The following is a 14335-nucleotide window of genomic DNA, read 5'->3' as shown; positions in this document are numbered from 1 at the left end:
CGAACTCTCGGGCCGGGACACTAGATGTGGATGGCGTGGCCGTCCACGGCCAGCGCTGCCTCCATCACGGCCTCGCTCAGGGTCGGGTGGGGGTGGATGTTGCGGCCGAGCTCCCAGGCGTCGCCCTGAAACAGCTGAGTCAGGGCCGGCTCGGCGATGAGCTCCGTCGCGCTGGGCCCGACGATGTGCGCGCCGAGCATCTGGCCGGTCTTGGAGTCGGCGACCAGCTTGACGAAGCCGGCCGTCTCGCCGTGGATGATCGCCCGGCCGAGCGCCGAGAACGGGAAGCGGCCGATCTTCACCTCGTGCCCTTTCTGGGTTGCCTGCTTTTCGGTCAAGCCCACCGACGCGATCTGGGGGTGCGAGTAGGTGCAGCGGGTGACGAGCTCCTGCTCCATCGGGGCGACCCGCCGGCCGGCGATGTCTTCGACCGCCGTCATCCCCTCATGCGCCGCCGCGTGGGCGAGGAGGTAGCCGCCGACGACGTCGCCGATGGCGTGGATCCCCTCCGCCGAAGTGCGCATCCACTCGTCGACTTTGATGAACCCGTTGGGGTGGGTCGTCACGCCGGCCTGCTCGAGGCCGATCTCCTTCGACCTCGGCGCCCGGCCGACAGCCACCAGGAGCTGACGCGCCCACACCTCTCCCTGGTCGGTGTCGACGCTGACGCCGTCGCGCGCCTTCTTGGCGCCCTTGACCTTGACGCCGAGACGGCAGTCGATGCCCGCCTTCTTGAACGCCGCCAGCATCTCCTTGGAGATCTCCTCGTCCTCGAGCGGCACCAGGCGGTCGAGGGCCTCCAGCAGCGTGACCTTCACCCCCAGCTGGTTGTACAGCGTCGCGAACTCGACCCCGACCGCGCCCGCCCCGATGATGCAGATGGACTCGGGCACCCTGGCCGCGAGCGTCGCGTGGTCGGACGAGATGATGCAGTCGCCGTCGAATTCGATCCCGGGCAGGGACTTGACGTCCGACCCGGTCGCGACGATGAGGCTCCTGGCCTTGAGCTGCTTGCCTCCGACCTCGATCGTGTTGCGGTCGCGCACGCGGCCGCGACCTTCGACCACCTCGATCTTGTTCTTCTTCATCAGGTACTGGACGCCCTTGTGCAGCTGGCTGACGATCGCGTCACGCCGGGTGGCGATGCGGGCATAGTCGAACCGCACCTTTTCGGCTTCGATCCCAAACTCCTGGCCTCGCGCCGCAACGCGGTGATAGAGCTCCGATGACTCGAGCAGGGCCTTGGTCGGGATGCACCCAACGTGCAGGCAGGTGCCTCCGAGCTTGTTCGCTTCGACCAGTGCGACCTTCAAGCCAAGCTGGGAGGCTCGGATCGCGGCGGGGTATCCACCCATCCCTCCTCCGAGGATCAGCACGTCGAAATCAGCAGCGGGCACTTCGAATAAGTCTAGAAGCCGCCGCGAATCGACTTCAGCATCCGAGCTTGTGGAGGTTCTTTCGCGCCCGCTCGAAGTCGGCCTGATCCGAGATCGGAAGCGAGGCGCTCGGGTCGCCATAGCGATCGATCGCGCGGTAGTAAAGCGAGGGGTTGGTGACCTGAGGCATCACCAGCAGGTCGACGGCGCCGGACGGGTTGAGGCACGGGTCGGTGCGCTCGGCGGACAGGGCCTGCAGGTCGGCAACCTCGCGCTGCATCTGCTCCGTCTTGGCCGCTGAGTACGCGAACAGAAGGACGCCGCTGTTGAAACCGGCGAGGAACAGGCACGCGACGAGGGCGGGACGCCAGGTGCCGCGCCAGGGCAAATGACCCGCGGCATCGGCCAGCAGGATCAGCCAGAACACCGCGCCGACGTAGACGTAGCGGCCGGCGGCTGACTGCTGGTATCCGAGCTGAGCCCGGCTCAGGCTGGTGACGAGGTACAGCGCCACCAGGGCCGCCAGGACGCTCCACGCGTACGGATCCGTGCCGTGCCGCCACCAGGTCCAACCCACCGTTCCGGCGGCCGCGACCAGCACTGCCGGGCCCCAGGACCCGCCCTCTCCGACCAGGCCCGCCGCACTCGCGCCAAGGCCCCAGAGCGTGTACAGGGGGGCCAGGACGACATTGCCTGCCGTCGGTGGTGGATTGGGCAGCGCTCCGCTTCGTCCCAACGCGACATACCAGAGGCCGACCGCGAATCCCAGCGGCAGGAAGCAGAGCAGGCGGCGGCGGCGGCTCGGGTTCGCGGCGAGCTGAACGACCGCGGCCACGGCGAAGAACAGACCGATGCCGGAAAACATCAGCGATGCGCCCACGAGGACGGTGGCGGGGAGCATGCGCGGCTCGTGGCGCGAGCCGTTCAGCGCCAGCAGCGCCCCGAGGCCACAGGCGACGGAGCCCACCCACGCCATCTGAAAGGCCCAGAGCAGGTCTTCCCAGCCGGCGCCGAGGACCAGGAGCACGGCGGCGCAGGCGATGCCGGCAAGGTCGCCCGACCGCCGGCGCACGAGCTCGAACAGCAGGACCGCGCTGGTGCCGTGAAGGGCGACCAGCACGGCCATGTAGGGCAGGTAGCTGCGAAGCCCAACCGTCGCCAAGAGGGCGGAGTAGACGGCGCGATGGAGCATCGCCGGATGCTCGTTGTGTGGCTGCAGGTAGCTGACCCACTGCCAGTCCGGCGCGTGGAGGATGAAGTCCCACTCGTCGAAGTAGAAGGTGAAACCTCGCGCGAGCCACAGGATCGCCGCGCCGGCCGCCAGCGCACCGGCGACGACCAGAAGCCGGGCGTGCGGAACCCGGACTTCGGATGCGGTCATCCGGTCAGGCCGGCGCCAGCGCGCGAGTCCGGGCCTGGGGGCGCCGCGGCACCGCCAGGCATGCCAACCAGACTGCCAGGCCGATGAGGACCGGCAGCGGGCGCAGGGGCCAGGCCAGCTCGCCGCCCACGACCACGACCAGCAGCCACCAGCGCTGCCAGCGCGGCGGGTCGCCGCGCCAGAAGAGCCAGGCCGCGGCTACTAGCATCGTGTAATCCTGGAGGTGCCAGTACGTCGCGCTCGATGCGCTGGCGACCAGGCCCAGGGCGAACAGGCGCGCCAGGCCGGCGCCGCGGTTCATGTACGCGCCGGCGAGGCCGGCCAGGATCACCGCGGCCTGCGCCGCGTAGCTGAGCGCGCCCGGCCCGACGAAGTACGCCAGGGTGAAGTAGCGATTGTTCGCGACCAGCTGGGCGTCGCCGAGCAGGCTTCGATAATCGGCCGCTCCCTGCCCGCCGACGGCGATCAGCGAGGCCGCCGCGAGCACGCCCGCGGTCAGCGCCCAGGCGGCGGCGAGCCTCCAGTGGCCGGCCGCCAGCAGCACGGCTGGCAGGACGAGGGTCAGCTGGGGCTTGATCGTGGCGAGGCCCAGCACCAGGCCCGCGAGCAGGGGGCGGCCGGCTTCAGCCAGCTTCCAGCTTGCGATCGCGACCAGCAGGACGAGCAGCACGGGCTGGCCCAGGCTGAGGCCGTACTGCAGCGGGTACCATGCCAGCGCGCCGATCAGCCAGAGCCAGCGCCGCGGTCCGGCGCCTGGCGCCGCGAGCCACCAGGCGGCGGCGAGGGCGGCCAGCGAGGCCGCCGTCCACACGTAGAAGGCCGCGGCGCCGCCGAGGAGGCTGAGCGGGAGGGCGAGCCAGACGAGCGGCGGGGGAGACAGGAAACGCTCGCCGCTGCCGAACAGGGCGCCCGGCCGGAGTTGCTCGAACGCCTGGCGCTGTAGGTCGAGCGAGTAGATGTGCGTCCAGCCGTGGTCGAGGCCGATGCGGATGCCGACCAGGACGAGGGTGAGGTCGCTGTCTAGGGCGTCATGCCGGATGGGCTGAAAGACGAACCATGCGGTGATCGCGCCGGCGAGCACTCCGAACCACGCGAGGGCGGCGGCGCCCAGGTTGCGGCGTGCGCGGGCGTCGAGCGCGAGCCGCCCCACGGTTGAGAGGCGACTACCCCCGCTCGGCGAGCGGTACCGGTTTTCGGGGTTCGGGTCCGATGTACTCCGACTGGGGCCGGATCAAGCGGTTGTGGGCGCTCTGCTCGAGGACGTGTGCGGTCCAGCCCGCCACGCGCGACACGGCAAAGGTGGGGGGGAAGTACTCCTTGGGCAGTCCGATGGCCTGCAGCACGCCGGCCGAGTAGAACTCGACGTTGGTCGCTTGAGGACGCTCGGGGTGCTCCTCGTGCAGGATGGCCAGGGCGGTCTCCTCGACTTTGGAGGCCAGCTCGTAGAACTTGGGGTTCAGTCGAGCGCACATCGCCTTGAGGATCTTCGCGCGCGGGTCGTACGTGCGGTAGACGCGGTGGCCGAAACCCATGAAACGGATCTTTCGCTTGCGTGCTTCGCGCATCCAGTGCTCGGCGTTGTCCGCCGTCCCGATCTGCTCGAGCTGGTCCATCACCGCCGACGGCGCTCCGCCGTGGGCCGGGCCCTTGAGCGCGCCGATCGCGCCGACGAGGCAGGACGCGATGTCGGAGTCGGTGGAGGCGATGACGCGAGCCGTGAAGGTCGACGCGTTCATGCCGTGGTCGGCGAGCAGCACCAGGTAGGTGTTGAGGGCGCGCACGAGCTCAGGGCTCGACTCCTTGCCGTGCAGCATGTAGAGGTAGTTGGCGGCATGGCCCAGGTCGGCCCGCGGCTTGATTGGTTCCAGGCCCTGCTGGCGGCGGTGGAAGGCGGCCAGGATGGTCGGGAACGAAGCGGTCGCGTGAATCGCCAGCGGAATCGTCGGCTTTTCGAGCTTGTGCTCGATGCCCTGCACCGAGACGACGCAGCGCAGCACGTCCATCGGATCGGTGTCCGCGGGCAGCGCGTTCAGGGTCGCCGTCGACGCCGGGGTCAGCGTTCGCGAGGCGGCCAACTCCAGCGTGAGCGCGTCCAGTTCCGCCCGGGTCGGCAGGCGGCCGTACCACAGCAGATGGGCGACCTCCCCAAAAGCCATGTCCTCGGCGAGGTCGGCGATGACGTAACCGCGATAGACGAGCCGGCCGTTGACGCCGTCGACCATGGAGATGGCGGTCTGGGCGGCGACGATCCCCTCGAGGCCTGGGACGTACGCGCCGGTCATCGCTGGGCGATCGCCGGCGGCTTCCGGCCGGCTTCAGGCCCAACCCACCTTGAGGCGGGCCGGATGATGCGCAGGTCGGCAAGCGATTCCAGCACGTGCGCCGTCCAACCGGTGACGCGTGAGGTGGCGAAGAGGCAGGTGAACATCTCCTTGGGGATGCCCGCGCCGGTCAGCACCACCGATGCCCAGAAGTCGACGTTGGTCGCATTGGGCCGCTCGGGGTGCGCCTCGTGGAGGATCTGGAGAGCCAGCTCCTCCGTGCGCGCCGCGGTCCGATACAGGTCCGGCGCCGCGGTCTTGGCCAGCTCGCGAAGGATCGTGGCGCGGGGATCGTAGGTTCGGTACACGCGGTGGCCGAAGCCCGCGAACCGCTCGTGATGGGCGTGGGCTTCCTCGAGCCACCTGGCGGCATTCTCGGCCGACCCGATCTTGTCGAGCATGGTGCGGGCGGCAAACGTGGCGCCGCCGTGGGCCGGCCCTTTCAGGGCGCCGATCGCGCCCACAACGCTGGAGGTCAGGTCACTGCCCGTGGACGCGACCACGCGGGCGGCGAAGGTCGATGCGTTCAGCCCGTGGTCGGCGAGAAGGACCAGGTAGGACTCGATCCAGCGCACCCGGTCCGCGGCGGGCTCTTCGCCCTCCATCATCCACAGGAGGTTCGCCGCGTGCGGGAGGTCGTCGCGCGGCTCGATGACGTCCTTGCTCTGGCGGCGGCGGTATGCAGCCGCGACGATCGTGGGGAAGGCCGCGGTCAAAGCGACGGCCTCGTCCAGCGTTGGCTTGGTCAGGGTCTTGGCCGCACCCTGGGCCGAGACGATCGTCCTCAGCGTGTCCATGGGGTTGGTCGCCGGGTCCATCGCCATCAGCGCACCGCGCGCGCCATCGTTGAGCCGCCGGGCCGACGCCATCTGCCGGCACAGGGCCTCGAGCTCGCTTCTGCTCGGCAGGTCGCCGTGCCACAGCAGGTACGCGACCTCCTCGTAGCCGGCGACAGGGGCGAGATCCTCTATCAGGTACCCGCCGCGATAGATAAGCCTGCCGTTGGCTCCGTCGACTTCACTGATCGCCGTTTCGGCGGCAACCACACCTTCCAGCCCTGGGCTGAATTCCGCCACGACACGTAAGTTTACGTAGACCTGATGAACGACCGTTTCCAAGCGCTGCGCGACGGTTGGAGTTCAGTCGATGATCAGCCGAGAAACCGCGGCTTGCGCAACCTCGGCGGTGGACCGTCTCCGACGGCACCGTGAGGCCGGCGGCGGGCGGCTAGACCAGCCCCAACTCCCAGCGCGCCTCTTCGCTCATGCGCTCCGGCGTCCACATCGGCTCGTAAACGATGTCGACGCCGGCGTCATCGACGCCGGGGAGCGTGAGCAGGTGATCGCGCACGTCCGCCACGACCTCGGCCGCCATCGGGCACCCGAGCGCGGTCAGCGTCATCTTGATGTCGACCCGAGCGGGCTTGATCGCGATGTCGTAGATCAGGCCCAGGTCGACGATGTTGACCGGGATCTCGGGGTCGAAGCACTGGCGCAGGACCTCGATCACGTCCTCGGGGTTGACCGTCGAATCCGGCGCCACCGCGGTGGTCGGAGAAAAGTCGCTCATGGCGTCTCCAGCGGCAGGCCCGCCTCGCGCCAAGCGTTGGTGCCGCCGCGGAAGCTGACGACGTCGTTCACCCCCAGCGCCACCGCCATTTCGGCCGCGACGGCGGATCGCTCCCCGACGGCGCAGACGAAGATCGTCTGGTCGCGGAACTTCTGCCCGGTGGGGTTGGCCAGGATCGAGCTCAGCACGACGTGGCGCGCCCCGGGGAGATGGCCCTTCTTCCATTCCCAATCCTCGCGTACGTCGACGACCTCATAGCCGTCATCGATCAGCTTGCGAATGTCGTCCAGCTTCAAGTCGCGAAACGGCGTCACCTGGTTGCTCATCGGTCACTCCTCATTTTCATCGTCCGCCAGCCCGTAGGCACCAACCTTCAATACCTTCAGCGACAGGAGCGCGCACTTGATGCGCGCGGGCGAGATCTGAATCCCCAGCTCCTCGAGCACGTCCGCTTTGCCGATCTTCTTCGCCTCATCGAGGGAAAGGCCCTTCAGCCGCTCGGTGAGCAGGGACGCCGACGCCTGCGAGATGGCGCAGCCCCGGCCGTGGAAGCGGACGTCCTCGATCACGCCGTCATGGACCTGGAAGTCCATGCCGATCACGTCTCCGCAAAGCGGGTTGTCCTCTTCGTGGCTGATGTCGGGATGCTCGAGGCGTCCGAAGTTCCGAGGGTTCTTGTAGTGGTCGAGGATGTACTCGCGGTAAAACTGGTCGTCAGCCGCCGTACTCATGCGCTCTCCCCTCCAGGGAGGAGTTGGGGTGGGGGGCTGAAGGCTGGGTCAAGTCTCACGCGAATATTCTCTGCGCCTCTTTGATGGCACCTACCAGCCGGTCGACCTCAGCCTTCTGCGTGTACACGTAAAACGAGGCGCGGGCGGTCGCCGCGAGGCCCAGACGGGTCATCAGCGGCATCGCGCAGTGATGGCCGGCTCGCAAGCAGACCTGGTCGCGGTCGGCGATGGTCGCGAGGTCATGCGGATGGACGCCGGCCAGCGTGAACGAGATGACGCCCGCGCGGCGCGAGGGCGGCGGGCCGTAGAGCGTGAGGCCTTCGATGTCGCTGAGCGCCTCGTAGGCGTACTCGGTGATCTCGCGCTCGTGCGCCCGGACCGCTTCCATCCCCAGGCCGCTGATGTAGTCGATGGCCGCCCCCAGGCCGATGACCTCGGCGATGGCCTGCGTCCCGGCTTCGAACTTCCAGGGCAGCTCGTGGTACGTGGTGCCCTCGATGCGCACGGCTTTGATCATGTCTCCGCCCGACATGAAGGGGTCCATCGATTCGAGCAGCTCCCGGCGGCCGTAGAGGATGCCGGCGCCCGTCGGCCCCAGCAGCTTGTGGCCGCTGAAGGCATAGAAGTCGCAACCCAGCGCCCGGACGTCGACGCCCTGGTGGGGCGCGCCCTGGGCTCCGTCCACGAGCACGGTTGCGCCGGCCGCCTTCGCCGCCGCCACCATCTCCTGGGCCGGGTTGATGGTGCCGAGGGCGTTGCTGACCTGTCCGAACGCGACCAGCTTCGGTGCCCGCTCGAGCAGCTTGTGAAACGCCTCGAGCCGCAGCTCGCCCCGCTCGTCGACGTCGACGTACTCGATGTGCGCGCCCTTGTCCGCGGCGAGGATCTGCCACGGCACGATGTTGGAGTGGTGGTCGAGGATGGTCAGCACGATCAGGTCGCCTGCGCCGATGTGCTTGCGGCCCCATGAGTAGGCGACGAGATTGATGGCCTCGGTGGTGCCCCGCGTGTAGATGATCTCCTTGGTCGAGGCGGCGTTGATGAAGTCACGGACCTTTTGGCGCGTGGCCTCGTAGCGCGCGGTCGCCTCCTCGGCGATGGCGTAGGCCGAGCGGTGGATGTTCGAGTTGAAGTGCTCGAAGTAATCCATCATCGCGCCGGTCACCTGGCGCGGCCGCTGCGAGGTGTTCGCCGAGTCCAGGTACGCGATCCCGCTCTCGAAGATCGGGAAATCCTTCCTGATCGCCGCGACGTCGAGCCGCGAAGGCTTCACCTGGTCGGCCTGCGCGCGCCTGGCGGTGGCCATCGTCAGTCCGGTACCTCGACGAAAACATCGCCGTTCTCGACCGTCACCGGGAAGGTCCTCGCCGGGATCACGGCCGGGAGCCCGGTCACCTTGCCGGTGGCCAGGTTGAAGCGCGAACCGTGCTGCGGGCACTCCACGTCCATCCCCCACAGCTCGCCGTCGCTGAGCGAGAACTCCTCGTGCGTGCAGATGTCGTCGAGGGCGTAGAAGTTGCCGTCCTCCGCGTGCGCCAGGCAGATCGGCGTGCGGCCGGCGTCAACTCTTTTGGTGGCCTCCTCGGGGACCTCGTCGACCGAAGCCACCCGAAACCTAGCCAAGGCGCGCCTCCAGCTCGGTCTCGATGAGCGTGCGAGCGTGCTCGAAGGGGATGCGGTCGAGCACATCGCCGAAGAATCCCTGCACGATCATCCGCTTGGCGGTCGCCTCCGGGATGCCGCGCGAACGCAGGTAGAAAAGATGCTGCGGGTCGACGGGCCCGACCGTGGCGCCATGCGTGCAGCGCACGTCGTTGTTGTCGATCTCGAGCATGGGGATCGACGTCGCCTTGGCGTGGTCGGAAAGCACGAGGTTGCGATTCGCCTGGTAAGAGTCAGATCGCGCGGCGCCCTTCTCGATGCGGATCAGGCCCGCGTACACGGTGCGCGCGTTGTCCTGCAGCGCGCCCTTGAACAGAAGGTCCGACCTGGTGTTGCCCACCTGGTGGTCCTGCAGCGTGTGGAAGTCGAAGAACTGGTCGCCGGAGGCGAAGTAGATCGCCTTGAGCTCCGCGTCGGCGCCCGTGCCTTGGAGCGAGGCCTCGACGCGAGTCTTGGAGAAGCGTGCGCCCAGCGTGACGTTGAACAGGCGCAGCGACGCATCCTTCGCCAGCCTCGCGCTCTGGTCGGCCAGGTGCCACGCGTTGCGTCCCCACTTCTGGAGGGCGACGTAGCCGACCTGCGAGCCCTCGCCCAGGAAAAGCTCGGCGGAGCCGCTCTTGTAGCCGGCCGCCTCGTCCGCGGGCGAGAGGTATTCGTCGAGGTAGTTGAATCGCGCGCCTCGCCCCGCGACGACGAGACTGTGCGGCAGGATCGCCGTGCCGCCTTCGGAGGAGAAGAACTGGCCGACGATCGGACGGTCGATGACAAGGCCGTCCGGCACATAGAGGAAGGCGCCGCCACTGAAGAAGGCGGCGTGGAGCGCCGCAAAGCGGTCACGGTCCGCCCGTGTCAGCGTGAACAGAAGCGGTTCGATCAGCTCGGGGTGCCTCTTGGCCGCGACGCTGAGCGGCTCGAAGATCACGCCCGCGCTGGCGAGCCCGGGGTCGAGGCGCACCGCCTCGTGCTGCGAGCCGCGCTGCGTCAGCGACCCGGCCACATCACGCAGCGGTTCCGCCGGGGCGGCTCCGTTCCGGTGTTCGAACTGCGAGAACGCGGAGGGGTCCAGGTGGCTGATGTCGGTGCGGCGCCACTCCTCGTCGGTCCTGCTCGGGGCGGGAAGGCGCTCGAACGTCTCGAGCGCGGTGCGACGACGGTCGCGCAGCCAGTCGGGTTCCTCGTGGATGGAGGCGATCTCCTCCACGGTTTTGGCATTGAAGGGCATGTTTAGCCTACCGAGCCCTCCATCTCGAGCTGGATGAGCCGGTTCAGCTCCACCGCGTACTCGAGCGGGAGCTCCTTGGTGAAGGGCTCGATGAAGCCGTTGACGATCATCGTCTCCGCCTCGCTGCGCGCGATGCCGCGGCTCATCAGATAGAAGAGCTGTTCGTCGGAGACCTTGCTCACGGTCGCCTCGTGGCCGAGGGTGACGTTGTCGGCGTCGACGTCGTTGTAAGGGTAGGTGTCGGAGCGCGACTCGTCATCGAGCAGCAAGGCATCGCACTTGACGAACGACTTGCAGTTGTTGGCGCCGGGATAGACCTTGATATGGCCGCGGTATGAGGCGCGGCCGCCGGCCTTGGAGATCGACTTCGAGGTGATGGTCGATGTCGTGTTGGGCGCGACGTGGACCATCTTGCCCCCCGCGTCCTGGTGCTGGCCCTTGCCGGCGAATGCCACCGAGAGCACGTCGCCTTTGGCGCCGGGTTCCATCAGGTAGACACTCGGGTACTTCATCGTGATCTGCGAGCCCAGGTTCCCGTCGACCCATTCCATGGTCGCGTCGGCGTAGGCCAGCGCGCGCTTGGTCACCAGGTTGAAGACGTTGGTCGACCAGTTCTGGATGGTCGTGTACCGGCACCGCGCGTTCTTCTTGACGATGATCTCGACCACCGCCGAGTGCAGTGAGTCGGTGGTGTAGATGGGGGCCGTGCAGCCCTCGATGTAATGGACGAAGGAGCCCTCGTCGCAGATGATCAGCGTCCGCTCGAACTGGCCCATGTTCTCCGCGTTGATGCGGAAGTAAGCCTGCAGCGGGATGTCCACGCGCACGCCCTTCGGCACGTAGATGAAGGAGCCGCCCGACCAGACCGCGCTGTTCAGCGCCGCGAACTTGTTGTCCGCCGGCGGGATGACGGTGCCGAAGTACTCCTTGAACAGCTCAGGATGGTCGCGCAGCGCGGAGTCGGTGTCGGTGAAGATGACGCCCTTCTTCGTCAGCTCTTCCTGCAGCGAGTGGTAGACGACCTCGGACTCGTACTGCGCGGAGACCCCGGCGAGGAACTTGCGCTCCGCCTCCGGCACTCCCAGGCGGTCGTACGTCGCCTTGATGTCAGGCGGCAGCTCTTCCCAGCTCGTCGACTGCTTCGCGGAGGCCTTGAGGTAGTAAAAGATGTTCTCGAAGTCGATCACCGAGAGATCCGCGCCCCACGTGGGCATCGGCTTCTTGCGGAAGATCTCCAGCGAGCGAAGCCGGAACTTCAGCATCCACTCCGGTTCCTTCTTCATCCACGAGATCTCGTTGACGATCTCCGGGTTCAGACCGCGCTTGGCCTTGAACACGTAGTCCTCGGGGACGAAGAAGCCGTACTTCTCCTTGTAATCGGTGCCGACGTCGAGCTTGGGTACTGTGGCCATCAGGCAACCTCCTGGGGCGGCGCTTCGGTGTCCCCCCACTCTGCGTATCCGGTCTTCTCCAGCCGGCTGGCGACCTCGGGGCCGCCGGACATGACGAACCTCCCATCGACCAGGACGTGGACGAAGTCGGGCTTGATGAATTCGAGGATGCGGGTGTAGTGGGTGATGATCAGGACGCCGAGCTCAGGGCCGCGCATGCGGTTCACGGCCTCGGCGACGAACTTGATCGAGTCGATGTCCAGCCCGGAGTCGGTCTCGTCGAGGATCGCGATCTGGGGCTTGAGCATCGCCATCTGCAGGATCTCCGCGCGCTTCTTCTCACCGCCGGAGAACCCGTCGTTGATGTAGCGCGGCAAAAACGAGTCGTCCATGTGCAGCACCTCGAGCTCGCTCTTCAACAGGGCGCGGAACTCCTTCGGCGAGATCTGCTTCGACTTGTCCTTGCCGTCGTAGCCGCGCTTGGCGTTGAGCGCGGTGCGCAGGAAGTTGGTCATCGAGATCCCAGGCACGACCACCGGGTACTGGAAGGCGAGGAACATGCCCAGTCGCGCGCGCTCATCGGGCTCGAGAGCGAGCACGTTCTGACCCATGAAGAGGACCTCCCCGCCGTCGACCGTGTAGCCGGGGTGGCCCATCAGGGTGTGGGAGAGGGTTGACTTGCCCGAGCCGTTGGGGCCCATGACCGCGTGCACCTCGCCCTTGGAAATGGCGAGCGTCACGCCTTTGAGGATCTCTTTGCCTTCGACGCTGGCCCGCAGGTCTTTGATCTCGAAATCAGCCAACTCTCTTCTTGCGCTCCTTTATCACTTCATATGTGCAGTCGCTGGCCGTCTCGGCCATCCATGTCGACCGGGTCACCGCCGTGCCCAGGAGCCGCTCGTACATCTGCAGCTCGTGCAGGCAGGGCAGCCCGGTGCGGGCGGCGACGTCCTGGATCGGGCAGTTGCAGTGGCGGATGGCGAGCCCACCCTCGGCACGCTCGACCACCTCGGCCATGTGACCGTGTTCGGTGGCGAGCCTGGCCAGCTCGCGGACGCGCGCTTCCAAGTCTAGCCCCGCCAATCGGGCGGCGTATTCGACCTCGAGGCGTGCGGCGCGCTGCTCGAAGAAACGCTTCAGCTGCGCTTTGGACAGGAATTCGACCAGCTGCCCGGCCAGCTCACGGTGGCCGTCCGGGAAGCGGTCGGCCGCGGCGGGGGTGAGCTGGTAGACGTTCTCCGGCCGGCCGGGCCGGTGGGACTCGGCCGTGGCGGCCGTGGTGAGCCCGGCGGTGGCCAGCGCTTCCAGGTGGCGCAGGGCGCCCTGCTTGGACACCTCGAGGTGGGCGGCGATCTCACCGAGGGTCGCGTGCCCACGGCTCTTCAGGAAGGCGAGGATGGTCTCGCGCCGGGAGTCCACGAGCCGGATTCTACGGGTTTTTCAACTCCGAGGTTGAAATACTCCCTTATGGTTGCGGTCGTGGACCGGCTGCTCCTCCTCGCCGCTCGGGGGCTGCGCGCGTTCGGATTCGGGTTTTCGGCCGTTCTGATCGGGGTCCATCTGGAGCGGCGCGGCGTGTCGCCCGCGCTCATCGGGCTGACTCTCGGCGCGGGGCTCGCCGCGGCGTCACTTTCGGGTCTGGGCGCGGCCGCGCTGTCGGCCCGCCTTGGGCGCCGGCGCACGCTGGCGGTGGCCGGGGCGCTGATGGCCGCCACCGGGCTGGACCTCGCTTTGGCGACCCAGCCCTGGCTCCTCGCCGCGTCCGGGGTGACGGGCATGCTCGGGGCCGCCAGCATCGACCTGGGCCCGTTCGCCTCGGTCGAGCAGGCGGTGCTCGCGGAGGCGGTGCCCGCGCGGCAGCGCAACGTCGCCTTTGCCCGCTACTCCCTGAGCGGCGGTCTCTTCAATGCCACAGGAGGCTTGGCGGCGGCGCTCGCGACGGGTCCGGATCGCATGCGGGACTTCTTCTTCGTCTATGCCGGAATCGGCGTCGCGACCGCACTGCTGCCGCTGATGATGAGCGAGCGCGTGGCAGCCCCCGCCGCCGCGCCCGCCTTCGGCTCGTTCCGACCCCTGGCTGGGCTGGCCGCTCTCTTCGCGCTGGACGCGCTGGGCGGCGGGTTCGTGGCCAACGCGGTGATCGCGTACTGGCTGCACGTCCGGTTTGGCGCGAGCGCCGCGTCACTCGGGCCGGTGTTCGCGGCGATCGCGATCACGCAGGCCCTGTCGTACGAAGCGTCCGGACGCCTGGGAGACCGCTTCGGCCTGGTCAACACGATGGTCTTCACCCATCTTCCCAGCAACCTCCTCCTGCTGCTCGTCCCGCTCAGCCCCAGCCTGCCGTGGGCGGTCGCGGCCCTGCTCGCGCGCTTCGCGCTCTCCCAGATGGACGTGCCCGCGCGCCAGGCCTACGTCGTTTCGATCGTGCCGGCGGCGGAGCGTGCCGGGGCCGTGGCGATGACCGGGGCGGTGCGCGGGGTGGCGCAGTCGTTCGGTCCCACCCTGGCCGGGCTGGCGATCGGCGCCGCCGCGTTCGGAGTCCCCTTCTTCGCCGGCGGCGGCTTGAAGATCGCCTACGACCTCGCCCTGTTCGCCGGCTTTCGCCACCGCCGCGCCGAGCACGAGGCTCAACGGCGCGGGTGAGGACGAAAGTCCATCCATCGATTGAGTAAGGTCACATCT

At 68.0% G+C, this 14335-nt stretch carries 15 protein-coding genes; 1 reads left to right on the top strand and 14 read right to left on the bottom strand.

Translation table 11 applies throughout. The features are described 5' to 3' along the window. Positions 1–20: 20 nt before the first annotated feature. The 14 genes from lpdA to EPN29_11890 all read right to left on the bottom strand — a co-directional run bounded on the left by lpdA (position 21) and on the right by EPN29_11890 (position 13081). The gene (gene lpdA / locus EPN29_11955; protein ID TAN31909.1) at positions 21–1397 is read right to left on the bottom strand and encodes a dihydrolipoyl dehydrogenase; all 1377 of its coding nucleotides are present in this window, start codon (positions 1395–1397) and stop codon (positions 21–23) included. A 34-nt stretch (positions 1398–1431) separates the two neighbouring features. Continuing rightward, positions 1432–2757, bottom strand: a complete 1326-nt coding sequence (locus tag EPN29_11950; protein ID TAN31908.1) for a hypothetical protein — start codon at positions 2755–2757, stop codon at positions 1432–1434. Positions 2758–2761: 4 nt separating this feature from the next. Then, positions 2762–3907: a DUF2029 domain-containing protein gene (locus tag EPN29_11945; GenBank protein ID TAN31907.1), complete on the bottom strand. Its 1146-nt coding sequence runs from the start codon at positions 3905–3907 to the stop codon at positions 2762–2764. A gap of 13 nt (positions 3908–3920) precedes the next feature. Beyond that, the gene (locus tag EPN29_11940) at positions 3921–5039 is read right to left on the bottom strand and encodes a citrate/2-methylcitrate synthase (GenBank protein TAN31906.1); all 1119 of its coding nucleotides are present in this window, start codon (positions 5037–5039) and stop codon (positions 3921–3923) included. Next, entirely contained in the window at positions 5036–6196 is a 1161-nt protein-coding gene (locus tag EPN29_11935; protein TAN31905.1) for a citrate/2-methylcitrate synthase, read from the bottom strand. Before EPN29_11935 ends, EPN29_11940 begins: the two co-directional genes overlap by 4 nt. 109 nt (positions 6197–6305) lie before the next feature. After that, positions 6306–6647, bottom strand: a complete 342-nt coding sequence (locus tag EPN29_11930; GenBank protein TAN31904.1) for a DUF59 domain-containing protein — start codon at positions 6645–6647, stop codon at positions 6306–6308. Continuing rightward, complete coding sequence (locus EPN29_11925) at positions 6644–6973, bottom strand: rhodanese-like domain-containing protein (protein ID TAN31903.1); 330 nt, start codon at positions 6971–6973, stop codon at positions 6644–6646. Before EPN29_11925 ends, EPN29_11930 begins: the two co-directional genes overlap by 4 nt. 3 nt (positions 6974–6976) lie before the next feature. Next, positions 6977–7378: an SUF system NifU family Fe-S cluster assembly protein gene (locus tag EPN29_11920; GenBank protein TAN31902.1), complete on the bottom strand. Its 402-nt coding sequence runs from the start codon at positions 7376–7378 to the stop codon at positions 6977–6979. Positions 7379–7433: 55 nt separating this feature from the next. Then, positions 7434–8651, bottom strand: a complete 1218-nt coding sequence (gene sufS, locus EPN29_11915; protein ID TAN32010.1) for a SufS family cysteine desulfurase — start codon at positions 8649–8651, stop codon at positions 7434–7436. Positions 8652–8686: 35 nt separating this feature from the next. Next, the gene (locus tag EPN29_11910) at positions 8687–9001 is read right to left on the bottom strand and encodes a non-heme iron oxygenase ferredoxin subunit (GenBank protein TAN31901.1); all 315 of its coding nucleotides are present in this window, start codon (positions 8999–9001) and stop codon (positions 8687–8689) included. Then, entirely contained in the window at positions 8994–10262 is a 1269-nt protein-coding gene (gene sufD, locus EPN29_11905) for a Fe-S cluster assembly protein SufD (GenBank protein TAN31900.1), read from the bottom strand. The genes EPN29_11910 and sufD overlap by 8 nt, the downstream gene beginning before the upstream one ends. Before the next feature lie 2 nt (positions 10263–10264). Continuing rightward, positions 10265–11674, bottom strand: coding sequence for a Fe-S cluster assembly protein SufB (sufB, locus tag EPN29_11900; GenBank protein TAN31899.1), 1410 nt, complete (start codon positions 11672–11674; stop codon positions 10265–10267). Continuing rightward, entirely contained in the window at positions 11674–12456 is a 783-nt protein-coding gene (gene sufC / locus EPN29_11895; GenBank protein TAN31898.1) for a Fe-S cluster assembly ATPase SufC, read from the bottom strand. The genes sufB and sufC overlap by 1 nt, the downstream gene beginning before the upstream one ends. Further along, positions 12449–13081 (bottom strand): HTH domain-containing protein, encoded by a 633-nt coding sequence (locus tag EPN29_11890; GenBank protein ID TAN31897.1) that lies wholly within the window; start codon positions 13079–13081, stop codon positions 12449–12451. Before EPN29_11890 ends, sufC begins: the two co-directional genes overlap by 8 nt. 51 nt (positions 13082–13132) lie before the next feature. Between EPN29_11890 and EPN29_11885 the strand changes: the two genes are divergently transcribed. Next, on the top strand, positions 13133–14296 hold the full coding sequence (locus EPN29_11885) for an MFS transporter (GenBank protein ID TAN31896.1): 1164 nt from the start codon (positions 13133–13135) through the stop codon (positions 14294–14296). Positions 14297–14335: the final 39 nt, after the last annotated feature.

This window comes from bacterium, assembly GCA_004299235.1.
Classification (GTDB): Bacteria; Chloroflexota; Dormibacteria; order Dormibacterales; family Dormibacteraceae; genus SCQL01.
This window is presented reverse-complemented; position numbering and strand designations above follow the sequence as displayed.